We start from the raw sequence: 21,719 nt of genomic DNA, 5'->3' as shown, positions 1-21,719 counted from the left end.
TAACCTAAAATATTTTTGACCAAATGGATTTTAAACTCGAAGATAAATTTGCAGAACAATATCAACAACAAGCAGAAGCAGTTTATTTTACTCCAGGCCGCGTAAATTTAATTGGCGAACATATTGATTACAATGGCGGTTTGGTTATGCCTTGCGCAATTACTATGGGAACGTGGCTTGCTTTGGCTTCAAATGGCGAAAACAAAATCAGGTTTAAAAGTTTAAATTTTGAACAACAGGCGGAAATTCCTGCCAATGTTTTGCAAGAAAAAAATGCAAATTACTGGTTTAATTATCCAACCGGAATACTGAATGAGTTTATCCGGGACGGAAAAAAAATTGAAGGTGTAGACCTTTTGTATTATGGAAATATTCCGATTGGTTCAGGTCTTTCTTCTTCTGCTTCGATAGAAATTGCGACGGCTTTTGCACTTAATGAATATTTTGATCTCGGATACGATAAGCTCGAACTCGTGAAAATGGCTAAAAGGGTAGAAAATAATTTTATTGGCGTAAGCTCTGGAATTATGGATCAGTTTGCCGTTGCTTTTGGCGAAAAAGATAAAGCAATTGTATTGGACTGCGATTCACTAAAAAGCAAATTGGTTGATATAAATCTTGGCGATTACGTGCTGGCTATTGTAAATACCAACAAACCTAGAGAATTAGCAGATTCTAAATATAATGAGCGCGTTGCAGAATGCCAGGAAGCATTACGATTATTAAACCAAGAAATTACACTGCACAACTTGTGCGAATTAACTGCAGAGAAGTTTGCCCTACACAACCATTTAATTCAAGACAAAGTTATTCTAAACCGCGCTACGCACGTAGTTAAAGAAAATGACCGTGTACATTTGGCCGCAAAAGCATTGAACAATGGCTTGCTTGAAGAGTTTGGGCGTTTAATGTATGCATCGCATCAATCTTTAAAAGATTTGTATGAAGTGAGTGGCGCAGAGTTAGATGCCGTTGTAGAGTTTTGTAGCGGCTACGCAGCGGTTATTGGCGCTAGAATGACAGGCGCCGGGTTTGGCGGCTGTGCAATTGCTTTGCTAAAAAAAGGTTCTGAAGAAGATTTTGCAAAAGGCCTGACTGAATTTTATGTGGCAAAAATTGGTTATCCTGCAGCAGTTTACATCAGCGAGATTGGCAACGGACCAACAAAATTATAAGTAATGAATATTGGCGGCGTTGAAAAAACAACACTGCTTTGATACGTTTAATGATGAAGAAATTGAAAATGGACGAATTGAACCGTCCGGACGTGGAGACTTTTAAAACTAAGGAAAAACTTCCTGTTGTAGTGGTGTTGGATAATGTTAGGAGTATGCACAATGTTGGTTCAGTTTTCCGCACGGCGGATGGTTTTGCGCTAGAGAAAGTCGTTTTATGTGGCATAACGGCACAACCACCACATCGTGAAATTGAAAAAACCGCGCTTGGCGCAACGCAATCTGTGGATTGGATTCATTATGAAGAAACGGTTACGGCAGTAGATGAGCTACGCAGCGCGGGATATGAAATTGTTGCCATTGAGCAAGCAGCGGGAAGTATAATGTTAAATACGTTTAAACCCAATACCGAAAAAAAATATGCACTCATCTTTGGTAATGAAGTAGATGGTGTAAGTGATGAAGTCATGGCAAAAATTGACGAATGCATAGAAATTCCGCAATTTGGCACCAAACACTCCTTCAACATTGTAATTTCTGCAGGTATTGTTCTTTGGGATTTTTTCGCTAAATTGAAATTATAATCATCCCAAATGCAAAATCCCTTTCTGAAAAAGTTACAGATAAAACCCGGTTTTCATGTCGCTGTAGAAAATGCACCAGAACATGCTGCAGCAATTTTTGGAGAAATACCTTCTGATATCTTTTTTCATTATGATAGTAAGGCAACATTTGATGTATTGATTACCTTTTCTGTACATCAGAGTGAGCTTGATGAACAAATTAAGCGCAACCTAAATCAAATCAATGCAAGAACAATTTTCTGGATTTTTTATCCGAAGAAATCATCTAAAATAGATTCTGATCTGGATTTGATGAAAAACTGGAGAAAACTACTTGATTACAATCTATCGCCATGCGCTTCTGCTGCAGTAAATGATGTATGGACGGGTATAAGAATTAAGCTGGCATCAGAAGTAAAAGCTTCTGGTTTAAGTAATGCACATATAAAGGAAAACAACACCTACGGAGAATATATAGATCCTGAACATAAAAAAGTGATTTGCCCACCAGATTTGCAAAATGTCTTGATTACACACCCAGCTGCGCTGGCATTTTTCGAAAAACTTTCTTACTCTAATAAGAAAGAATATGTACTGTGGATTTTGAGTGCGAAACAGGAAAAGACCAGAGAAACGCGGATTAAAAAGGCATTAGAATTATTATTGGCAGCGCGCAGAAATCCAGGCCAAAAATAAAAATGTACACAATACTATACAAAAAAATAGTTTCGAACGTTGTTGAAGTAACATTTTAGTAACATTAGCATAATGAGCTAATACACTGAAAATGTGCTTTTTGAAGTATTTACCTCCCAATTGGCAAGGTTTTTTCTAATCGTTTAGTCGAAAACAGCTACAAATGCTGTTGGGAATTTATACAAAAAAAGAAAAAACAATGAACTCAAAAATTACTAAATCAACAATGTTGATTGCATTCTTAGGCCTATCATCCCAAGTATTTGCACAAGATACACAGACTACCCCAACAACAAATCGTTTCTCTACCAAAGATTTCAGAACTTGGTCTATTGGTGTTAACGGAGGTTTGTTAACCCCAAGAACAATTTTCGGAAATTCTAACAATTTGTTCCAGACACCTGTAGAACACATTGGTTACGGTGGTTACATTAAGAAACAAATTTTACCGCAATTGGGTATCCAAGCAGATTTCCTTGCTGGTAAAGTAGAAGAATTGCGTATTGCAAACGGCGCTGGCGGTTATACAGCAAATACTGGCTACAAAACTAATTTACAGTGGTCTGGTGCAATTTCTGCAGTTTGGAATGTTGCTAACGTAAACATCAACAATGAAAATGCGGTTCTGATTCCTTACTTAAAAGCGGGTGCGGGTTACATGTCATCTGGCGCAACAGCTACTCCGGCTACAGCAGATCAGGGTTATTACAGAGAAGGTTGGTTTGTACCAGTTGGTGCAGGTTTCAAACTTGGTGTAGCTAAAGGAATTAACTTAGATTTCGGTTACGATGTTAACTTCGTAAAGTCAGCTAAATTTGATGGTTTCAACACAGGAACTAATGACAGATTTGCTTATGCACACGCAGGTTTAGAATTTGCTTTAGGAAGCAAAGAAAAACCACAATTGCAAAACTACAGTGCATTGGCAAACTTACGTAAAGAATCTGCAGAAGAAAGTGCTGAATTGAGATCTGCTTTATCTACTGCTGAGCAAAATGCACAAAGAGACCGTGAGCAATATGCGAAAGACATGGGCGATGATGATAATGATGGCGTAGCAAACAAATTTGACAAATGCCCTGGAACTCCAGCTGGAACAGTTGTAGATGGTTCTGGATGTCCGTTAACTACTCCAAAACAAATCATCAAAGAAACTAAAGTTGTGGTAACTGAAGAAGACCGTAAAGTTGTAAGAGATGCGATTTCAAATCTTGAATTTGACTTAGGTAAATCAACTATCCGTTCTAAATCTTATGCTACTTTGAACCGTGTTGCAGCTTTATTGGTAGAGAAAAACTTTAGCCTTAAATTGGCTGGACACACTGATAATACAGGTGGCAGAGAGTTAAACTTGCGTTTATCGAAAGAAAGAGCAGAATCTGTAAAAGCATATCTGGTTTCTCAGGGTGCAAATGCATCTAGAATCGAAGCTACAGGTTACGGACCTGACCAACCAATTGCAACAAACAAAACTGCAGCTGGTCGTCAACAAAACCGTCGCGTAGAATTTACTTTATACTAATCAAAAGGTTAGTCTAATAAAAAAAGCTCCTGAAAATTTTCAGGAGCTTTTTTTATGCCGTTTAAAAAGAATTAAGACAACCCTTTTTTGTTTTTATAGGTCATCTTTGCTTTCGCGCCTGCGCTATAATTGTAGTTTTTAAGATTGCTGGCTTTTTTCTCGTGAAAGGCCGCTCCCCGATCGGAAGTTTCTTCCTTATCTTCTTTCTTCTTTTTTGATTTGGTTACATCAACCACTTTTAAATCTTCTGGCAATTCCATCACTTCCATTTTATGCCCTACTGCCAGTTCAATTTTACGAACCTCACTCAATTCAATATCGGTAGAGAAAGTAATTGATACTACATCGTCATCGTTGGTTTTTACAATCCGTTGAATCAATGTTTCTTTGGCATCCGGAAGTTCAAGGTGAATGATAAACGGAATGCCTTCCAAACTCTGAGCTTCGAAATTCTCATTCGCTGCAATTAAGATCCGAGCATTGCTATCTTCCAGAAAATCATCTAATGAAACGAAACCTGCGTCATCAAAGAAAATAGGTTTGTAAATCCGGATTTCTCCTTCATTTCTATGATTAAAGTTTTTGTATACAGTTTGTGCCGTTAAACGTGTATTTACAAAAATGATCACTTTATCAAACATTTCTGCATCTTCTAACAAAAGCGTAATCAAGTTTAACTTTGTTCTAAAGTTGGGTACATGATACAACATTTGCGGGTATACTTCGGCTTGTGTCTCGCCAATTTCGTCTACCTCTATCGTTACAGAAGAATCTTTCATAAATGGCGAAATCATATGCTCCAGTTTATCATGATAAACTTCTGAAAACACCACATGCTGAGATTTATATGCACTGTTTGCCAATTCAACAACAGGCAATTGCAATCCTTTTTTGATGATCAATTCTGCATTATCGACAACAAACAACTGAATTTTGTTGGTGTTTAATGCCAGTTTTAAATAAAGTGCACGCGCGCGGTCCGGAACGGCAACAATAATATCGCAACCGTCTGTAATCTCATTCATCTGATTTTCTACCGTTCCTGTACTGTCTATTCCTAAAATTCTAAACGTAGAGTTTCTGTTCAATAATTTAAACTGCTCTAAAACATGTGCAACATGTTCTGCATCTGGAACGAGAATTAATGCCCGAGGCGCTTCTTCAAAAGCATATTTTAAACGCATCAATGTAGCCAAAACATAGGTTGTTGTTTTTCCAGAACCTTCTGGCCCGATTGCAACAACATCTTGCCCGCCCAAAATGCGCGACATGGTTTTATTCTGGATTTCCTTTGGACTTAAAAATCCAGCTTCTGTCATAGAAGCGACAAGCTGCTTGCTAAGTTTTAATTTATCTAACGACACGATCTTCTCTTTTTAATAATGTGCAAATATCCTCAAAATAATTAGCTTTTCTGAATTTGAATGAAATGTGTACAGAAATAGATGATGATCTCCACAAAATTTACGAAGAAATTGTTGCGTTTTTACAAGAAGCTAGGTCTTGAATCAAAATTAAATAAATTTTATTTATTTGACTATCAGTAAATTAGTGAATATAAAATTATTTAATCTACTATATCTATAGATTTTATATAGATATTAATATATTTGCATCACGATGTTGGTAAAGATATTAGTTTAACCATAAAAATCCACTTGATGTCTGTTTATTTTCAATATCCATCAATAGAAGATTACCCGGTTTTTCCGGCAACATATGTAAAAACAGTTGCTAATGAGGAACATACTTTTATAGAGTTAAATCCTGAACAGTTGCAGGAATTGCATGATTATTTAAACCTGAAACTGGTTTAAAGGTAGGTTGGCTGCTGGGCAGCGAGGTTTTTAAAACCTGAATATAGTGGTTCGATTCTGCTGCCTTACCTCAAAAGTGTATAATACACACTTACGCCTGATTTCTGCTCGAATCAGGTAAGATTTGGTTATCTTATATTTGTTTTGTTGTTAGCAAGGCTACCCGCGAGGGGTAGCCTTACCTTTTTAAAAAGAGTTCAAACCGTCATTTTCTAAATATTTACAATTTTTAAAAACTTTTTACTACAGCAAGGGTTAAATAGTTAATTCACATTATACTAATCTTTTACAGATTAATTTGTTTGGTTTAAAAGGGATTTATGGATATAAATCCCTTTTTCTGTTGTGCAAAAAATTTTAAGCTTATATTGCCTGTCCCAATGCACATTAAAATTTTATGAATCGAAAACGCTTTGTATCGTCTCTTTTAGCATCACCATTATTATTTACTGCAATTGATAGTTTGGCCAGCAAAACGCAGCCAGAAAACAACAACGATTTTTTACTTCCGCCTTATCTAAAACCTGGCAATGTAATTGGCATAACAAGTCCAGCGGGTTTTATTACGTTGGATGATGTTGCTCCATCTATTCTACAAATGGAAAGCTGGGGTTACAAAACTGAAATCGGCAGCACCATTGGCAAGCGCAATTTTACTTATGGTGGTACAGACCAAGAGCGTTTAGAAGATTTTCAGCGTATGCTGGATAACCCGCAAATACATGCTATTATGTGTGCGCGTGGCGGATATGGTTTTGTACGCATTATTGATCAACTGGATTTTACGGCATTTAAAAAAAATCCGAAATGGATTATCGGATTTAGTGATATTACCGTTTTGCACTGTCATTTATCCAAAAATTACCACATTGCATCTCTTCATTCTAAAATGTGCAATAGCTTTCCGAGCGATTGGACTACAGCAGAGCCGATACAAATTGAAACCATTTTATCAATTAAAGATTGTTTAGCTGGCGAATCTGTGGTGTATAAAGCGCCTTACCATGCAGCCAATAAAATCGGAACAGTGAATGGTGCTTTAGTTGGTGGAAATCTTAGCATTTTAGAAACACTGGCCGGCAGTGAATCTGATTTGGATACAAAAAATAAAATCTTGTTTATTGAAGATACCGGCGAGTACTTATACAGCATCGACCGCATGTTGTGGAACCTGAAAAGAACTGGAAAACTGGCGCATTTAAAAGCTCTGATTGTTGGTGGATTTAAAACTAAACCAGACGATGCTGGCCAAGAATTTGGCAAGACCATATACGATATTGTATTGGAAAAAACCACAGAATACGCCTATCCTATTGCTTTTGATTTTCCGGTTGGCCACCAGCGCAATAACTTTGCATTGAAGTGCGGTGCGAAACACCAATTGACGGTAAACCAAACGGAGACTGTTTTAAAGTGTATTGTTTAACAAGCAAAAAATATCAAAACTAACTTTTATCGTTTTCAACTGATCTCAAGATTGGCCAATTTGGTCTCAAAATTTTTGTATTAGGTCTCATTTCAAAAATTCGCATTCCCCGCGGATATATTTTTGTGTTAATCGTTTCAATCGACATAAAAAATTATTCGCTATGCGCAGATATCTTAAATATATCATTACCTCGGCACTGTTGCTTCCTTCCTTTATCGGTTGGGGGCAAGATCTCCCGGCGGTATGGGATTTGAAAACCTGTATCGATTATGCCAAAGAAAAAAACATCAGCATCAATACGCTTAGGTTAACGTCTAAAACAGCAGAACAGGATTTAATTGCTTCTAAAAGTGCTGTTTTACCCAATTTAACCGGAAGCATTTCTCAGGCACTCACCAATTACAAATCGGGTGCAGAAACCACCAGTGGTTATGGCATAAACTCAGACATTACGTTATACAACGGCAGTTATCTGAAAAATGATATTAAATCAAAGAATTTAAGTCTGCAAACTGCAAACCTTTCTGTAGAAGCCGCTAAAAACGATGTAACCTTATCAATTACAGAGGCTTACTTAAATGTATTGCTGGCGCGAGAAAACATCAAATATCTTGAAGATTTACTTAACACCAGCAGTGCACAGGTTGGGCAGGCAGCGCAAAGATTCAAATTTGGTACAATTGCGAAAATGGATTTGCTTCAGCTTCAAGCTACATATGCAAGTGATAAATATACACTGGTAAGCGCTCAAAACACATTACAGCAAAACATCTTAACTTTAAAACAATTGCTGCAATTGCCTACCTCTGCTCCTTTCCAAGTAAGCACGCAAGATTCTGTTTCTAAAGTTGTAACGCTGGATAATGTTGTGTCTGCACAAGATAAAGCTTTGCGCACAAGACCAGAAATTAAAAGTGCCGAGCTTTCTATTCAGCAGCAAGGTATAGAATTGCAAAAAGCGAAATCTACTTTAAGACCAACGCTTAGTTTAGGCGGTTCTTTATACAGCGGCTACAACAACAACAGCGTTGGTGGCTACGGGTTTCAATTAAATAACAGTTTTAACCAAGCCGTTGGCTTAACGTTGTCCATTCCAATTTTCGACAGAAAAGTAACCAAAACTAATGTTGCCAAAGCAAATATTAGCATACAACAGGCAAAACTCTCCCTTTTAGATGCGAAAACAACTCTAACGCAAAATGTAGAACGCGCTTATATTAATGTTCAGAATGCGAATACGCAATATGATGCGGCACAAGAACAATTTAATTACACATCTGAAGCTTTGCGAATTTCTAATGAAGAACTAAAGCAAGGCACCAATAATATAGTAGAAAACCTGCAACAAAAGAATTTATATGTGCAGGCTTTGCAGGCTTTTGTACAAGCAAAATACACCGCAAGTTTATATACAAAAATCTACAATTTTTACACTGGTGTTCCAATAACAAATTAAATCGAGAACGGTCTTAAACGCTTTTAAAAATAAAATCATGAAGAAGAAAACCATATTCATTATCCTCGGCATTGCCATTGTAGCCTTCGGGATCTGGTATTTTATGCTGCGCAAAAAAGAACAGGTTATAGTACTGCAAACCGAAAAACCGACTACAGGTTATATCTCTGAAAATGTGACGGCTACCGGAAAAGTACAACCAGTTGATACCGTAGCCGTAGGTACTCAGGTTTCTGGTACCATTTCAAAACTGTATGCAGATTTTAACTCTAAAGTAAAGAAAGGACAATTACTGGCAGAGCTGGATAAAGTACTTTTTGAAGCTTCGGTAAATCAATACAAAGGCAATTTGGCTAGTGCACAGAGTCAGCTGGTGTATCAGGAAGGTAATTTTGGCCGACAAAGCAATTTGTATAAAGTTGGTGCCATCAGCAAAGCCGATTACGACAATGCGCTTTATACTTATAATGCTGCAAAAGCATCGGTAAACAGTATTAAGGCACAATTACAATCTGCAGAAAAAAATCTTTCTCTTGCCAGTATTTACTCACCAATTGATGGAACAGTTTTATCCAGAAGTGTAAGTGAAGGCACAACAGTTGCAGCGAGCTTTAGTACACCAACAATTTTCAGTATTGCGAAAGATTTAACTAAAATGCAGGTTGAGGCATCTGTAGATGAGGCCGATGTAGGCAATATTACCAAAGGCGAGCGCGCGACATTCACTGTTGATGCTTTTTTAAACGATACGTTTAATGGAACCATTCAGGAAATCCGCTTAAATCCAACTATTTCTTCCAATGTTGTTACATACACTACAATTATCAATACATCAAACAACGAGAATAAGTTAAAACCTGGAATGACCGCAAACATAACCATCTATACACAAGAGGTAAATAATGCTTTATTAATACCGGCGAAAGCAATAAAATATACGCCAGACTCTGCGTTGGCAGCCAAGTACAAAATGACTTGGATAAACCCGGAGAAGAAACCTGCAGCCGCAACCGAGGCTTACGTTTGGGTACAGAAAAGCGCCAATGAACTGGTGCAGACAAAAATTACCATTGGACTGAACGACAATACGCATATACAGGTGTTAAGCGGTTTGACAGCAAATGATGCAGTGATTACCGGATCGCAAACAATGGGTAAAGCAGATGCAGCAAGTCAAGGTCAATCGAGTCCGTTTATGCCTAAACGCCCTGGCGGAAACAAGAAGTAAATTATGGAAAAGAAAATCTTAGACATACGAGACCTGAAGCGTGAATTTGTGATGGGCGACCAAACTGTACGTGCTTTAAAAGGAATTACTTTTGATATTAAAGCAGGCGAATTTGTAACCATTATGGGAAGTAGCGGTTCTGGAAAAACAACATTATTAAACATTCTGGGTTGTTTGGATCAACCGAGTGATGGCACTTATCTTTTAGACGGTGTTGATGTAAAGAAGCTAGATAAAGACGATTTGGCCGGTTTAAGAAATACGAAAATCGGTTTTGTTTTTCAGGCGTATAACTTGCTCCCCAGAACATCTGCATTGGAAAATGTAGAGCTTCCGCTTTTTTACAATAAAAGTGTTTCTGCAGATGAGCGTAAACAACGTGCCATTAAAGCATTAGAATCTGTAAAACTTTCAGAGCGTTTTGATCATACGCCAAGTCAGCTTTCTGGCGGGCAACAACAACGTGTAGCCATTGCCCGTGCTTTAGTAAACCAACCGGTTATGATTTTGGCTGATGAAGCTACAGGAAATCTCGATACGCGTACATCTTATGAAATTATGGCTTTGATGCAAGAACTAAATGCCGAAGGCAAAACAATTGTTTTTGTAACGCACGAGCCAGATATCGCCTCTTTTAGTACAAGAACAATTATGCTTCGCGATGGTAAAATCCAGAAAGACAGCCTTAACCAAAACCAGCGTTCTGCTAAAGAAGCATTGGCAAATTTGCCAGAATCTGATGACTATTAAAATTATAAAACATGAGCATAATCAATTTATTTAAAATAGCCTTCAGAGCGTTAAAACGCAATAAATTACGTGCTTTCCTAACTATGCTCGGCATTATCATTGGTGTTGCAGCTGTAATTGCGATGATGGCAATTGGCGAAGGTTCTAAACAGAGTATTCGTTCTTCTCTATCTGGAATGGGTTCTAATACCATTACCATTATGCCTCAAAGTAATGAGCCTGGCGGCGTAAGGCTACAAGGAAGCAGTATTCAATCTTTAAAACTGGCAGATGTTATGGCAATCGAAAAACTGCAGTCAGAAAATATAAACGGGATTTCTCCGGTAGTTTCTACAAGCGGACAAGCGATAAAGGGTGCCTACAACTGGCCAACAACAATTACTGGCGTAAGCACAGATTACCTGGATATTAGACAGTTAAAACTTAAAGATGGTATTCTGTTTTCAGATACGGATGTAAAAAGCTTTGCTAAAGTCTGTATACTGGGGCAAACTGTAATCGATAATCTTTTTCCTGACGGCAGCAACCCCATTGGACAAGTTATCCGTTTCAATAAAATCCCCTTTCAGGTAATCGGCGTTTTAGAAGCAAAAGGCCAAAGTAATTTTGGCCAGGATCAGGATGATATTATTCTAGCGCCCTATACAACAGTTCAAAAAAGAATTACGGCAACAGATTATTTGCAAAGCATTTATGCATCTGCAACATCAGAAGGACAAAGCGATGCAGCAACAGATGAAATCACAAAAGCTGTTCGGGAAAATCATCGCTTAACTGATGTAGACGAAAATGATTTCCAGGTGCGCACCCAAGCCGAGCTCATTAGTACAATCAGTTCTACAAGCAGCATGTTGACAGTTCTGTTAACCGCTATTGCCGGAATTTCTTTGTTTATTGGTGGCATCGGGATTATGAATATTATGTATGTTTCTGTTACAGAGCGGACGCGCGAAATTGGTTTGCGCATGTCAATCGGTGCCCGCGGACAAGACGTTTTAATGCAATTTTTAATAGAGGCAATTTTGATCAGTATCACCGGTGGTATAATTGGCGTATTATTGGGTGTAAGTTCTGCGTATCTAATCTCATTCTTCTTAAACTGGCCAGTGTTAATTTCCGAATCTTCCATTGTAATTTCCTTTATTGTTTGTGCAGTTACAGGAGTTTTCTTCGGCTACTATCCTGCTAAGAAAGCTTCAAGTTTAGATCCGATTGATGCATTAAGATACGAGTAGAACAAGATGTCGGAGGCAAACAATTGAGCGGCTACCCCCCCGGCACGCTACTCAAATTTTACCAGATTTTTTGCAACATCCATTAAATAATAAGTATATTCTTACATTAGTTATGAAATCGTCTAAGCAAAAGATAATGTCGATAAATTTCTCTAAAAAGTGGGTTAAAATAAGTATTCACATTATTGTATGGGCGGTGCTTATTATGCTGCCTTATATTATTAACCTGAATAAAACAAGGCCGCCCCGTCCGTTGACAAATGATGAGGAGAGTCAGTTTTTAAGGTTAAATTTTATAAGTTACTTCTACTGGATTACTATATTTTACCTGAATAGTATTCTTTTCATTCCGGCATTTTTCTACAAAAAAAAATATTTTCTTTACGCATTCTCGATTTTGTTGTGTCTATGTATTGCAATGGCGGTCCATTCCCTGCTGTTTACCAGTTTACTTCACAATCTGGAATTTAATTTTTTACGTTCAATTTGGTTCAATATTCCAACGTTTTTACTCACAATTGCAGCCAGCACCGCATTTACGATGATTGCGGATAAAATACAAGAAGAAAAAATTACACTTCAGCGCGATCAGGAAACAATGAAAACTGAGCTTTCATTCTTAAGGTCGCAGATTAGTCCGCATTTTATTTTCAATATTCTCAATAATATAGTGGCTTTAGTTCGGTTAAAAAGCAATGAACTGGAACCAACCGTAATGAAACTTTCTGGCCTAATGCAGTATATGCTTTATGAAACCGACGAAGAAAAAGTATCTATCAAAACAGAGACAGAATACCTGAAAGCTTACGTTGATCTCCAGAAACAACGTTTTGGTAAAAAAGTAGCAATAGAAACCATTTTCGATACAGAATCTGATTACGATGAAATAGAACCCATGCTATTGATTCCTTTTATTGAAAATGCATTTAAACATGGCGTGGGAAGAATTGACGAACCCAAAATTATATCGTATCTGAAAACAGAAAATGAACGCCTTATTTTTAGCGTTAAAAACAAATACAATCCGGATGTGAACGAAGTTAAAGACGCATCATCTGGCATCGGACTGGCAAATGTAAGTCGCAGACTAAAATTACTTTACGACAGAAATCATAAACTGGAAATTGAAAAGAAAGATGGCTGGTTTATTGTAAATTTAACCTTAAACTTACAACATGATTAAATGTTTAGCCATTGATGATGAACCATTAGCCCTGCAATTGCTGGAAGACAACATCAGCAGGATTCCGTTTTTAAACTTGGTAGATGCCTGCGATGATGCCTTTATGGCCAATAAGGTTTTACAGGAACAGGAAATCGATTTGATTTTTATTGACATCCAAATGCCCGGAATTACCGGTTTGCAGTTTATCCAAAGTTTGGTAAAAAAGCCAATGGTTATTATTGTAACTGCATATAAACAATATGCATTGGATGGTTTTGCACTTGATGTGGTTGATTATTTAATGAAACCTACATCACTTGATCGTTTTATGAAAGCCTGTAATAAAGCTAAAGATCTTTTTGAATTGAAGGCTGCCGCCGATAAAAAAGAAAACTCTGCAAAGCAGGAATATATGTTCGTTAATGTCGGTTACAGCCTGATGAAGATTAATTTTGACGACATTACCTACATTGAGGGATTGAAAGATTACATCCAGATTCATTTATCTTCTAATCCGAAAGCGGCTATTGTACGCATGAGTATGAAAAGTATGGAAGAGCAATTGCCCAAAAATTTCGAGCGCATCCATAAATCATTCATGGTTAATATCGATCGGATAACCTCAATCCGAAAAAATGCTTTATTTATTGGAGTCAAAGAATTGCCTGTAAGCGAAAGTTACAAACAGGTGATCGACAAGCTGATTAAATAAAATTAAACCGTTTTTACTTCGTCCGATTCATAATCTTCAATATCTGTAATGTAACCGTTCACCAAAAGAAAATCAAAAAGCGGTTTTGCATCTGGCGTAACCGGCATATTTTTAGTGGTAACCACCTGATTGGTTTTCTTATCTAAAAACGGATAAGCAAACAAACGCACATTGGTGCTAAACATGTCGTTTACGTAACTCAGCAACTGCCCCGCATAATTTTCGCCTTTGAAATTATTGGAATTGAATACGAATTTCAAATTGTTGATGTTAGTTGCCAATCCTACACTTTTTGGTTTGCAACGCGCTAGATATTTTGCTAAGCGATTATGTCGGGTAAAGTTAGAAACGATTACAATGTTTCCGGTATCGCACATTTCTTGTGTACGGCGTGCAACCGCTTCCAAATCTATATCATCTGGCGTTTCTTGAGCATCGGTAAGCACATTGGTTAATAAAACCTCGATCATCACGGCAAGACTGCCTTCTTCTACATGATTTGTTTTCTTAAACTGATCTGTAGCTTTATTGAAAAGGTTAAAGTTTGGCAATGATTTTTGACCGTATTTGGTTCGCAAAATCATAATGTCTTTTTTGTAAAGTAAATCTTTTGCCTGATGTGGATGAGCATCAGAATCAAAAATAGCTGCTGCAGAAAAATCCTTCATAATCATGTGAAGGTTTAAAAGAATATTGTTAACATCTTTGAATGCAGGGCCTTTTACAGAAATTAAATCAATTTCTACTGAACCAATATTCAGATTATCTGCCAAAGATTCTACCATTACTTTTGGATCTTTGTAATAGAAAAACGCTGCATAAACAAGATTTACACCAATAATGCCCAATACACGTTGTTGCATATTTACATCGGTATCCAATAAACGCACGTGGAAAAAAATTTCATTTGGAAGGCCACCAAATTCATGCTGAAAACGTAAACCTACCCAACCATGAGGTTCATTTGTACGTTTATAATTAAGTGTAGTTACAGTATCTGCAAAGGCAAAGAAAGTACGGCTATCGTATTTTTCGCCTGATAAACGTTCGGTTAACAAGCCAAATTCATGATTTAGCATTTGCAAAAGGCGGTTTTGACTCACGTATCGGCCGTTAGATTCTGCGCCATAAATGGCATCACTAAAGGTCATATCGTAAGCAGACATGGTTTTTGCGACTGTACCAGATGCGGCACCCGCATTGAAGAAATTTCTGGAGACTTCTTGTCCGGCACCAATTTCGGCAAAAGTACCGTAAATTAGAGGATCAAGATTGATTTTTAGGGCTTTGCGCTTGGTATCCAGTATTTCTCTTTGCATGGCGCAAAAGTACAAAAAAATGACACGCTGTTAAAAGCCTTATTCCAACTTAAAATCAATCTAAATACTTAAAAAAATAAGGTTGATCACATCTGCAATCAACCTTAAAAACCTAAACTATTATGAAAAAAAATCTTCGTTAACGAAGCCTTACGCTACAACAATTTCTTTATGCTGATTTTGAGTATCGTCTTTTTTACCTATGTTTATAGATAAAATTCCATCTTTATATTCTGCTGTAATTTTATCGCCATCGGCTGTTTCCGGCAAATTAAATGATCTGGCGAAAGAGCTGTAATCAAACTCTTTACGTGTGTAATCTTTAGCCTGCACGTTTTCGTCTGCTTTAACCTCTGCCCAGACAGATAATGTTTCTTTTTTTAAGTTGATTTGAAAATCTTCTTTTTTCAAACCAGGTGCAGCAATATCAATTACATAAGCAGCTTCATTTTCGCTGATGTTTACATTCGGCGATTTTTCTACCAATTTGTTTTTAGTCATTGCATCACTAAACAATGAATCAAAAACGTTGTTAAAGTAAGGAGCTGTGTTGCGGGTTCTGTTGTTAAAATTTACAAGTGTCATATCTCTTATTTTTTATTTTTTAATTTGATATTTCACCTCATTCAACTAATATACCAAATCAAATAATTATGATTTTTAAGACATTTTGGCAAAATAAATCAAAAACAAAAGACAAATTGACAGAAATACGCAGTTTATCAGACAAGTTCAACTACAAAACCAATATCCATTTACGTTTTATAGATTTCGATATGATGGGGCATGTAAACAATTCGGTGTATTTTACTTACCTGGAAATTGCACGTACCAAGTATTGGGAAGAAATTATTCATTGGGATTGGAAAAAAACCGGTATCGTAATCGCACATGCAGAAGTGGATTATGTTTTACCCATTTTAATGGGCGATAAAATTGTCATTCATGTCAAAACAACCAGAATTGGAAGCACAAGTTTCGATCTTGATTATCAAATCGTTAAAATCCAAGGCAGCACAGAAATTATTTGCAGTAAAGGCAAAACAGTTTGTATTGCTGTAGATTACGCCAGCGGAAAGCCTACCGCAATACCTGCTTCAGAGAAACAGAAAATGATTTCTTTTGAACAGCTGGTGCTCTAACTGCATAAAGGGGAAACGACAGGCAAGATCGAAAGGCATCTGCCAATCAAAATCAATTTTCAAAAAAACTGATCCTCACGCTTAGAGTTAGCAAACCTAGCTCAATTTTTTTTTACGCCTTTCTAACGCGTTACATATTGGTGTTAAAAATACAACTACTGTTTTAGATGATCGGGGCATTAGGTATTATCTTGCCCGGATTTAAAATACCGTTCGGATCAAATAATTGCTTGATACCGCGCATCAAGCCGAGATGAATTTCAGAATATTTTATGGGCATAAATTCTTTCTGTACCAAACCAATTCCGTGCTCACCCGAAAGTGTTCCGCCTAGTACCGTAGTCAGTTCAAAAATTTCGGCAATGCCTAGTTTTAATTTGGTTTTCCAGTCTTTATCGCTCATACCTGCTTTAATAATATTTACATGAAGATTGCCATCGCCTGCATGGCCATAACAAATGCTTTCAAAACCATATTTCCCGCCGATATCTTTTATTCCTTTAACCAATTGAGGCAATGCCGCGCGTGGTACAACCGTATCTTCTTCTTTGTAAACGGAATTTGATTTTACAGATTCTGCCATCGTTCTGCGCATACGCCAAAGTTCCTCTTTCTGCTGTGCAGTGTCTGCAAAAAGAACTTCAGAACAGTTGTGTTGTTCCAAAACTACATTTGCTTTTTCGCAGTTTTTAAAAATATCGTCCATCTCATCACCATCAAATTCAATCATTAACAACGCTTTAACTTCGTCTTTAAGGTCAAATTTGATGTCATCAAATTTTATTACCCACTCCACTCCTTTTCGTTCCATAAATTCTAAAGCCGAAGGCGTTACACCAGCTCTAAAAATTGCCGAAACAGCCGAACATGCATCTTCATTTGTAGCGAAAGACCCCATCATCAATACAGAATTTTTAGGTTTAGGAAGCAATTTGGTCACAATTTTTGTAACCACAGCAAGTGTACCTTCAGAACCAATCATCAACTGCGTCAGGTTATAACCAGAAGCATATTTCAACGTGTTGGCACCTGTCCAGATCACATCTCCATTGGGCAAAACCACTTCTAGATTTAAAATGTATTCTCTGATTGTTCCATATTTTACCACTCTTGGACCGCCAGAACCGTGCGCTACATTTCCGCCAATAAAACAAGATCCTTTACTACTCGGATCTACCGGATACAACAAATCTTTTTCGGCTACAGCATGGATAAATTCTTCGGTAATTACACCCGGTTCTACAGTTGCCTGCAGATTTTCTGTATCAATATTGATAATGTTTTTAAACCTTTCCATTGATAAAGAAACCCCGCCAAAAATTGGCAAAGCTGCACCGCTTAAACCTGTGCCACCACCGCGAGGTGTAACCGGAACTGTAAATTGGTTACACACTTTAAGAAGTGCAGAAACCTGCTCAACAGTTTTAGGTTTGACCACAACTTCTGGCGGAAAACGCAAATCTTCCGTTTCATCGTGACTATACTTCTCCAGGCTTTCGGCATCTACAAAAACCTGCTCTTCTCCTACAGCATTGCGGATTTCCGCTAAAATATCAGAAGTTATTTTGGTAAAATTCATTTCTCAGAAGATAAATAAGTCAATTCAACAAAAGAATAGCCGATTTGGCCGGGCATTGGTGGATTTAGTTTTTTCATACCTACATGTACCTCAGTTACAAAAGGATAAAGGGCAAGCACTTTGGAAATGATATTGTGCAGTACCGTTTCCAACAATTTTTGGGTGTTTTTCATTTCCTCCAAAATAATTGTATTCAGATCTTCATAATTAACGGTTTGCGAAAGTTCGTCATCAAATCCGATTGCATCAAACCGCGTAGTCAGATCTAAAACGAAATGGTTTCCAATGAGTTGTTCTTCAGGATAAAATCCGTGCAGAGCGAAACATTTCACCTCTTTAAGTGCTACAGTCTGTTTAAATTTGGCCATGTATGTTTTGTAATGGAGCAAAATTAAATTTTATTGTCAGATTTCATACCCATAACGCTAAATTATTACCTTTGAAATAAGACCAAATGAGGAAACCAATGAGCAAGATGATTAAAAAAGATCTTTATGAATCTCCGGATTACTATATCCTGGATGAGCTTTTCACAGATGAGCACAAGTTGATACGTGCCACTGCGCGCGAATGGGTTAAGCAAGAAGTAAGTCCGATTATCGAAGAACATGCACAAAATGCGACTTTCCCAAAACATTTGATAAAAGGTTTAGGTGAAATTGGTGCATTTGGACCAACAATTCCTACAGAATACGGTGGCGCAGGATTGGATTACATTTCTTACGGAATTTTGATGCAGGAAATCGAACGCGGAGATTCGGGCATCAGGTCTACAGCATCAGTGCAGGGCTCCTTGGTTATGTATCCAATTTATGCCTACGGAACGGAAGCGCAACGCAAAAAATATTTGCCTAAACTTGCCACAGGCGAATTAATGGGTTGTTTCGGTTTAACAGAACCCGATCACGGATCAAATCCTGGTGGCATGGTCACCAATATTAAAGATGCTGGCAGTCATTATATTTTAAATGGTGCAAAAATGTGGATCAGCAATGCGCCATTTGCAGATATTGCAGTGGTTTGGGCAAAAGACGAAAGTGGAAAAATACGCGGAATGATTGTAGAACGCGGTATGAGAGGTTTTTCTACACCAGAAACACATAACAAATGGAGTTTGCGTGCCTCAGCAACCGGAGAGTTGGTTTTCGACCAGGTAGAAATCCCTAAAGAAAATATTTTCCCTGAAATAAGTGGTTTGAAAGGTCCTTTAGGATGTTTAAACCAAGCGAGATATGGCATTGCATGGGGCGCACTTGGTGCTGCAATGGATTGTTACGATACAGCACTTCGCTATGCAAAAGAACGGGTACAGTTCGGAAAACCAATTGGCGGTTTCCAGCTTCAGCAGAGAAAATTGGCGGAAATGATTACTGAAATTACTAAAGGACAATTGCTGGTATGGCGGCTTGGCGTATTAAAAAGCGAGAACCGTGCAACTGCAGAGCAAATTTCAATGGCGAAACGCAATAACGTTGAAGTGGCTTTAGATGTTGCCAGAAATGCCAGACAAATGCTTGGCGGAATGGGAATTACCGGAGACTATTCAATTATGAGACATATGATGAACCTGGAATCTGTTGTAACTTATGAGGGTACACATGATATCCATTTGTTAATTACCGGAATGGATATAACCGGACTAAATGCCTTTAAATAAAAGATGAAATTGTACAATTGCAATTTACATCTATGCAATTTATTAAACCCGATAATCTGTCAAAATCCTGTTTCTCTTTTGCTATTTATCTATAACTTCGCAATTCATTAGAAACTCCCAAAATATGGACTACAAAAAATATGTATATATACCTGCTTCTCCTGAAGAAGTTTACTTCGCACTTACTAAAGAACTGAGTTTAAAATTGTGGACTGGCGCAGAAGTTGAATTTGAAGAAAAGCCAGAAACGGAATTTTCTTTATGGGATGGGGACATTACCGGGAAAAACATAGAATTTGTTCATGCCAAACAAATTGTACAACAGTGGTACTTTGGCGAAGAAAATGAACCATCAATCGTTACAATTAAACTTCATGAAGATAAAAAAGGAACATCATTAGAGTTTAAGCAAACCAATATTCCTGATGCAGATTTCAAAGATTTTACCGAAGGTATTGAAGAATATTTTCTAGGCGGATTAGTTGATTTCTTTGATGAATAAGAGAATCCGATCTCTCCAAAACATATTGAACTGCAGTAATGTTTAAATTATAATCAATATATAAGATTATGAACAGAACACTGGGAATTATTTTAATTGTTATCGGAATTGCCATGCTCGTATGGACAGGCTTTTCGTATACCAAAAAGGAAAAAATTGTAGACGCAGGGCCCATTCAGATTTCGGCCGATAAAGAAAAATCGGTTAATTGGCCGCCATATGCCGGCGGGATTATTTTAGTTGCCGGCGTTGTTGTTTTTGCGACCTCTAAGAAAAAATAAAGCTGTATAAAAAAAGGTAAAATGAATTGTCATTTTACCTTTTTTTGTATCTATGAGTTATGCTTTAAGCAAATTTGGTTTCTCATGATAGGTTTTCCAAAGCAACTCTCCAAACAGCGTGTTAGACCAGGCAAACCAAGATCTTGAGAAGTTTTTTGGATCATCTTTATGAAAAGATTCATGCATAAAACCCGTTCCGGCATGTGTTTTCTGTAAGGTTTCTATGCACCATTTAATCTCAGCATCATCTGTTGATGTAAACGCACGCATGGTAATACTCATTGGCCAAATCATATCCTGACCTACGTGCGGACCGCCGATTCCTTCTGCAGCTTTCCCCTTAAAGAAAAATGGATTATCTGTAGATAGTGCAAATTTTCTGGTGTTTTGATAAATTGGATCACTAAGTTCTACAGCACCTAAATAAGGCAATCCAAGCAAACTTGGAACGTTAGAATCATCCATCAAATACGCACCGCCAAAACCATCAACCTCAAAAGCATAAATTTTACCATGTTTTGGATGGTTAACAATTGCATATTTCTGTATTGCGGCATTTACTTCATCTGCCAGACTCAATAAATTTTGTTCAAGCGTCTGGTCTGGTTGTAAAGCTTTTATCATTTCTGCCGCTTGTTTCAAACTGCTTACTGCGAAAAAGTTTGATGGAATCAAAAACTGAAAAATTGTGGCATCATCACTCGGGCGGAATGCAGAACAGATCAATCCGACAGGATTTACCGGAAAGCCGTAACCATTCATTGGTAAACTATCTGTAGGTTTATTGGTATCTCTCTGGAAATGATAAGGCCCGCTATTTTCTTTGCGTTGCTGCTCTTTGAATGTTTTTAAAGTCGTTTCGATTGCTTTTTTCCAATTTGCATCAAACGGTGCTTTATCGCCGGTTTTTTTCCAATAATGATAAGCCAGTCGAATGGGATAACATAACGAATCAATTTCCCATTTGCGTTCATGCACGCCGGGTTTCATATCGGTTTTATCACTTTTCCATTCGCCAACTTTATTTACATCACCATAAAAAGCATTGGCATACGGATCTTTTAAAATACATTTTGTTTGGTGGTTGACTACACCCGCAATTAACTTTTTTAGTCCTTCGTCTTCATTTACAAATTGCAGATACGGCCAAACCTGAGCAGAACTATCGCGTAACCACATGGCATCAATATCGCCGGTAATCACATATGTATCGGGCTTGCCTGCATTTTCAGAATAATAAACTGTTGTATCTAATGTATTTGGGAAACAGTTTTCAAATAACCAACTCAACTCCGGGTTTTTAACTTTGGATTGGAAAGTTTTAATCGCAGCATCTACAGCTTTGCTTTTAAAATGGCGTTTAGAAGCGGCTACCCTCACTACCGGAAATTCTGGTGCCAAATCAGTTGCGAAAGATAGTTTTGAAGCCAGTACGCCTGCTCCAAGTAAGCCAGTGTTTTGAATAAATGTTCGTCTTTTCATTGTATGTTA

At 37.5% G+C, this 21,719-nt stretch carries 22 protein-coding genes; 16 read left to right on the top strand and 6 right to left on the bottom strand.

Features of this window, described 5'->3' with window-relative positions; genetic code table 11:
• Window positions 1–23 precede the first annotated feature (23 nt).
• The 4 genes from ACJVDH_RS09060 (at window position 24) to ACJVDH_RS09045 (ending at window position 3,956) form a co-directional block, all read left to right on the top strand.
• A complete protein-coding gene (locus ACJVDH_RS09060; RefSeq protein ID WP_443947244.1) occupies window positions 24–1,175 on the top strand; it encodes a galactokinase in 1,152 nt (383 codons plus the stop codon).
• Window positions 1,176–1,228: 53 nt separating this feature from the next.
• Window positions 1,229–1,759: an RNA methyltransferase gene (locus ACJVDH_RS09055; protein WP_443947614.1), complete on the top strand. Its 531-nt coding sequence runs from the start codon at window positions 1,229–1,231 to the stop codon at window positions 1,757–1,759.
• A gap of 9 nt (window positions 1,760–1,768) precedes the next feature.
• A complete protein-coding gene (locus ACJVDH_RS09050) occupies window positions 1,769–2,434 on the top strand; it encodes a YdeI/OmpD-associated family protein (RefSeq protein WP_443947243.1) in 666 nt (221 codons plus the stop codon).
• Between the two features lie 199 nt (window positions 2,435–2,633).
• Complete coding sequence (locus ACJVDH_RS09045) at window positions 2,634–3,956, top strand: OmpA family protein (RefSeq protein WP_443947242.1); 1,323 nt, start codon at window positions 2,634–2,636, stop codon at window positions 3,954–3,956.
• 71 nt (window positions 3,957–4,027) lie between these two features.
• Here the strand turns inward: ACJVDH_RS09045 and ACJVDH_RS09040 are convergent, their stop codons facing one another.
• A complete protein-coding gene (locus tag ACJVDH_RS09040; RefSeq protein WP_443947241.1) occupies window positions 4,028–5,320 on the bottom strand; it encodes a DEAD/DEAH box helicase in 1,293 nt (430 codons plus the stop codon).
• A gap of 297 nt (window positions 5,321–5,617) precedes the next feature.
• Here ACJVDH_RS09040 and ACJVDH_RS09035 point away from each other — a divergent pair, with 297 nt between their 5' ends.
• From ACJVDH_RS09035 to ACJVDH_RS09000, 8 genes are all read left to right on the top strand, one after another.
• Entirely contained in the window at window positions 5,618–5,773 is a 156-nt protein-coding gene (locus ACJVDH_RS09035) for a hypothetical protein (RefSeq protein WP_443947240.1), read from the top strand.
• 397 nt (window positions 5,774–6,170) lie between these two features.
• Window positions 6,171–7,199 (top strand): S66 peptidase family protein, encoded by a 1,029-nt coding sequence (locus ACJVDH_RS09030; protein ID WP_443947239.1) that lies wholly within the window; start codon window positions 6,171–6,173, stop codon window positions 7,197–7,199.
• 163 nt (window positions 7,200–7,362) lie between these two features.
• The gene (locus tag ACJVDH_RS09025; RefSeq protein ID WP_443947238.1) at window positions 7,363–8,658 is read left to right on the top strand and encodes a TolC family protein; all 1,296 of its coding nucleotides are present in this window, start codon (window positions 7,363–7,365) and stop codon (window positions 8,656–8,658) included.
• A 37-nt stretch (window positions 8,659–8,695) separates the two neighbouring features.
• Window positions 8,696–9,886, top strand: a complete 1,191-nt coding sequence (locus ACJVDH_RS09020; protein WP_443947237.1) for an efflux RND transporter periplasmic adaptor subunit — start codon at window positions 8,696–8,698, stop codon at window positions 9,884–9,886.
• Window positions 9,887–9,889: 3 nt separating this feature from the next.
• On the top strand, window positions 9,890–10,636 hold the full coding sequence (locus ACJVDH_RS09015) for an ABC transporter ATP-binding protein (RefSeq protein WP_443947236.1): 747 nt from the start codon (window positions 9,890–9,892) through the stop codon (window positions 10,634–10,636).
• Window positions 10,637–10,647: 11 nt separating this feature from the next.
• Window positions 10,648–11,871, top strand: a complete 1,224-nt coding sequence (locus ACJVDH_RS09010) for an ABC transporter permease (protein WP_443947235.1) — start codon at window positions 10,648–10,650, stop codon at window positions 11,869–11,871.
• Window positions 11,872–12,007: 136 nt separating this feature from the next.
• Window positions 12,008–13,054 carry a sensor histidine kinase gene (locus ACJVDH_RS09005; protein WP_443947234.1) on the top strand — a complete coding sequence of 349 codons (1,047 nt, stop codon included), beginning with the start codon at window positions 12,008–12,010 and terminating at the stop codon, window positions 13,052–13,054.
• A complete protein-coding gene (locus ACJVDH_RS09000) occupies window positions 13,047–13,748 on the top strand; it encodes a LytR/AlgR family response regulator transcription factor (RefSeq protein ID WP_443947233.1) in 702 nt (233 codons plus the stop codon). The genes ACJVDH_RS09005 and ACJVDH_RS09000 overlap by 8 nt, the downstream gene beginning before the upstream one ends.
• Before the next feature lie 2 nt (window positions 13,749–13,750).
• Here ACJVDH_RS09000 and ACJVDH_RS08995 read toward each other — a convergent pair whose 3' ends face one another.
• Window positions 13,751–15,067 carry a nicotinamide mononucleotide adenylyltransferase gene (locus tag ACJVDH_RS08995; protein WP_443947232.1) on the bottom strand — a complete coding sequence of 439 codons (1,317 nt, stop codon included), beginning with the start codon at window positions 15,065–15,067 and terminating at the stop codon, window positions 13,751–13,753.
• 150 nt (window positions 15,068–15,217) lie between these two features.
• Window positions 15,218–15,652, bottom strand: a complete 435-nt coding sequence (locus ACJVDH_RS08990; RefSeq protein ID WP_443947231.1) for an Hsp20/alpha crystallin family protein — start codon at window positions 15,650–15,652, stop codon at window positions 15,218–15,220.
• 68 nt (window positions 15,653–15,720) lie between these two features.
• Between ACJVDH_RS08990 and ACJVDH_RS08985 the strand changes: the two genes are divergently transcribed.
• Window positions 15,721–16,209 carry an acyl-CoA thioesterase gene (locus ACJVDH_RS08985; protein WP_443947230.1) on the top strand — a complete coding sequence of 163 codons (489 nt, stop codon included), beginning with the start codon at window positions 15,721–15,723 and terminating at the stop codon, window positions 16,207–16,209.
• Between the two features lie 163 nt (window positions 16,210–16,372).
• Here the strand turns inward: ACJVDH_RS08985 and ACJVDH_RS08980 are convergent, their stop codons facing one another.
• Together ACJVDH_RS08980 and folB are read right to left on the bottom strand one after the other, a co-directional pair.
• Entirely contained in the window at window positions 16,373–17,788 is a 1,416-nt protein-coding gene (locus ACJVDH_RS08980) for an FAD-binding oxidoreductase (RefSeq protein ID WP_443947229.1), read from the bottom strand.
• On the bottom strand, window positions 17,785–18,156 hold the full coding sequence (folB, locus tag ACJVDH_RS08975) for a dihydroneopterin aldolase (RefSeq protein ID WP_443947228.1): 372 nt from the start codon (window positions 18,154–18,156) through the stop codon (window positions 17,785–17,787). Before folB ends, ACJVDH_RS08980 begins: the two co-directional genes overlap by 4 nt.
• A gap of 98 nt (window positions 18,157–18,254) precedes the next feature.
• Between folB and ACJVDH_RS08970 the strand changes: the two genes are divergently transcribed.
• From ACJVDH_RS08970 to ACJVDH_RS08960, 3 genes are all read left to right on the top strand, one after another.
• On the top strand, window positions 18,255–19,445 hold the full coding sequence (locus tag ACJVDH_RS08970) for an acyl-CoA dehydrogenase family protein (protein ID WP_443947227.1): 1,191 nt from the start codon (window positions 18,255–18,257) through the stop codon (window positions 19,443–19,445).
• 124 nt (window positions 19,446–19,569) lie between these two features.
• Window positions 19,570–19,947, top strand: a complete 378-nt coding sequence (locus tag ACJVDH_RS08965) for an SRPBCC domain-containing protein (protein WP_443947226.1) — start codon at window positions 19,570–19,572, stop codon at window positions 19,945–19,947.
• Between the two features lie 68 nt (window positions 19,948–20,015).
• Window positions 20,016–20,228: a hypothetical protein gene (locus ACJVDH_RS08960; RefSeq protein WP_443947225.1), complete on the top strand. Its 213-nt coding sequence runs from the start codon at window positions 20,016–20,018 to the stop codon at window positions 20,226–20,228.
• Window positions 20,229–20,285: 57 nt separating this feature from the next.
• Here ACJVDH_RS08960 and ACJVDH_RS08955 read toward each other — a convergent pair whose 3' ends face one another.
• Window positions 20,286–21,710 carry a glycoside hydrolase family 125 protein gene (locus tag ACJVDH_RS08955; RefSeq protein WP_443947224.1) on the bottom strand — a complete coding sequence of 475 codons (1,425 nt, stop codon included), beginning with the start codon at window positions 21,708–21,710 and terminating at the stop codon, window positions 20,286–20,288.
• Between the last annotated feature and the right edge of the window lie 9 nt (window positions 21,711–21,719).

The sequence above is a fragment of the Pedobacter terrestris genome (assembly GCF_052343045.1).
Lineage (GTDB): Bacteria > Bacteroidota > Bacteroidia > Sphingobacteriales > Sphingobacteriaceae > Pedobacter.
The sequence above is the reverse complement of the archived record's forward strand: the minus strand, read 5'-3'. Positions and strand labels throughout refer to the sequence as shown.

What these genes read in the sequence shown, in the direction of transcription:
- ACJVDH_RS09030 (WP_443947239.1), top strand. Translation starts at nt 6,171, where the DNA reads ATGAATCGAAAACGCTTTGTATCGTCTCTTTTAGCATCACCATTATTA.
- ACJVDH_RS08980 (WP_443947229.1), bottom strand. Translation starts at nt 17,788, where the DNA reads ATGAATTTTACCAAAATAACTTCTGATATTTTAGCGGAAATCCGCAAT.
- folB (WP_443947228.1), bottom strand. Translation starts at nt 18,156, where the DNA reads ATGGCCAAATTTAAACAGACTGTAGCACTTAAAGAGGTGAAATGTTTC.
- ACJVDH_RS09020 (WP_443947237.1), top strand. Translation starts at nt 8,696, where the DNA reads ATGAAGAAGAAAACCATATTCATTATCCTCGGCATTGCCATTGTAGCC.
- ACJVDH_RS08995 (WP_443947232.1), bottom strand. Translation starts at nt 15,067, where the DNA reads ATGCAAAGAGAAATACTGGATACCAAGCGCAAAGCCCTAAAAATCAAT.
- ACJVDH_RS08970 (WP_443947227.1), top strand. Translation starts at nt 18,255, where the DNA reads ATGAGCAAGATGATTAAAAAAGATCTTTATGAATCTCCGGATTACTAT.
- ACJVDH_RS08960 (WP_443947225.1), top strand. Translation starts at nt 20,016, where the DNA reads ATGAACAGAACACTGGGAATTATTTTAATTGTTATCGGAATTGCCATG.
- ACJVDH_RS09045 (WP_443947242.1), top strand. Translation starts at nt 2,634, where the DNA reads ATGAACTCAAAAATTACTAAATCAACAATGTTGATTGCATTCTTAGGC.
- ACJVDH_RS09060 (WP_443947244.1), top strand. Translation starts at nt 24, where the DNA reads ATGGATTTTAAACTCGAAGATAAATTTGCAGAACAATATCAACAACAA.
- ACJVDH_RS09000 (WP_443947233.1), top strand. Translation starts at nt 13,047, where the DNA reads ATGATTAAATGTTTAGCCATTGATGATGAACCATTAGCCCTGCAATTG.
- ACJVDH_RS08965 (WP_443947226.1), top strand. Translation starts at nt 19,570, where the DNA reads ATGGACTACAAAAAATATGTATATATACCTGCTTCTCCTGAAGAAGTT.
- ACJVDH_RS09055 (WP_443947614.1), top strand. Translation starts at nt 1,229, where the DNA reads ATGAAGAAATTGAAAATGGACGAATTGAACCGTCCGGACGTGGAGACT.
- ACJVDH_RS08955 (WP_443947224.1), bottom strand. Translation starts at nt 21,710, where the DNA reads ATGAAAAGACGAACATTTATTCAAAACACTGGCTTACTTGGAGCAGGC.
- ACJVDH_RS08985 (WP_443947230.1), top strand. Translation starts at nt 15,721, where the DNA reads ATGATTTTTAAGACATTTTGGCAAAATAAATCAAAAACAAAAGACAAA.
- ACJVDH_RS09010 (WP_443947235.1), top strand. Translation starts at nt 10,648, where the DNA reads ATGAGCATAATCAATTTATTTAAAATAGCCTTCAGAGCGTTAAAACGC.
- ACJVDH_RS08990 (WP_443947231.1), bottom strand. Translation starts at nt 15,652, where the DNA reads ATGACACTTGTAAATTTTAACAACAGAACCCGCAACACAGCTCCTTAC.
- ACJVDH_RS09050 (WP_443947243.1), top strand. Translation starts at nt 1,769, where the DNA reads ATGCAAAATCCCTTTCTGAAAAAGTTACAGATAAAACCCGGTTTTCAT.
- ACJVDH_RS09025 (WP_443947238.1), top strand. Translation starts at nt 7,363, where the DNA reads ATGCGCAGATATCTTAAATATATCATTACCTCGGCACTGTTGCTTCCT.
- ACJVDH_RS09015 (WP_443947236.1), top strand. Translation starts at nt 9,890, where the DNA reads ATGGAAAAGAAAATCTTAGACATACGAGACCTGAAGCGTGAATTTGTG.
- ACJVDH_RS09005 (WP_443947234.1), top strand. Translation starts at nt 12,008, where the DNA reads ATGTCGATAAATTTCTCTAAAAAGTGGGTTAAAATAAGTATTCACATT.
- ACJVDH_RS09035 (WP_443947240.1), top strand. Translation starts at nt 5,618, where the DNA reads ATGTCTGTTTATTTTCAATATCCATCAATAGAAGATTACCCGGTTTTT.